1 protein-coding gene is annotated in these 728 nt (G+C 37.6%); it reads right to left on the bottom strand.

Annotated elements, in window-relative coordinates; all coding sequences use genetic code 11:
- Nucleotides 1–664, bottom strand: a 664-nt coding sequence (locus tag ACTS4L_RS11365) for an ISAs1 family transposase (RefSeq protein ID WP_440618037.1), incomplete at its 3' end; no start/stop codon positions are given.
- Between the last annotated feature and the right edge of the window lie 64 nt (nucleotides 665–728).

Below are 728 nucleotides of genomic sequence, written 5' to 3'. Positions count from 1 at the left end.
TATTCTTTGTTTTGGCTGCCTCTGTCTCTAAAAATAATCTCACATCCTCGTTTAACGTACCTTGATTGCCCTTAAGAGCCAAAACATAATCACCGCCTTGCTCAATGATCTGCTTGGCAATTGCTCTTTGAGTTCCCATCGCATCTATCGTGACGATGTGCCCTTTAAGATCAAGTAGTTTTAATAGTTTAGGTATTGCTGTAATTTCATTTGATTTCTCATCAACAGCTTGCTGTGCAAGCACTAATCGTGCTTCTGTAGCAAATGCACTAACCATATGAATAGCTGACCTACCTTCAACTTTATCAGCACTATTACGCAAGGCTTTGCCATCTACCGCAATAACTTGATTAACGATAGCCTGCAATGATTTCACCCACTCAATAAAGCAATCTTTGAATATTGCTGTATCAAGTGCTTCAAACACTCTGGCAAACGTGTTTTTTGAGGGAATGCCATTTTCAAAAGCGTAGTGTTCCCTTAAGTACTCCAGTTTTTCCTCGCCAAATAATACAAGATCACGCCAACTCTCAGCTCCACAAATAGCGCCACACAAAGTAACAAAAAGAATTTCTACAAGTGGATATAATTTAGTTCGATCAACACGCGGATCTTTTAAGTTTTTAAAGTGATGTTCAAAAGTAGTTGATATTTCCTGAGTCATAGCTAATACAGTAGATTCCTTTGCTAACAACTTCAAAGATAAATTTAGCAAAAGTCAACATATT

It is taken from the genome of Cysteiniphilum sp. 19S12-1 (genome assembly GCF_052030685.1).
Lineage (GTDB): Bacteria > Pseudomonadota > Gammaproteobacteria > Francisellales > Francisellaceae > Caedibacter.
The sequence above is the reverse complement of the archived record's forward strand: the minus strand, read 5'-3'. Positions and strand labels throughout refer to the sequence as shown.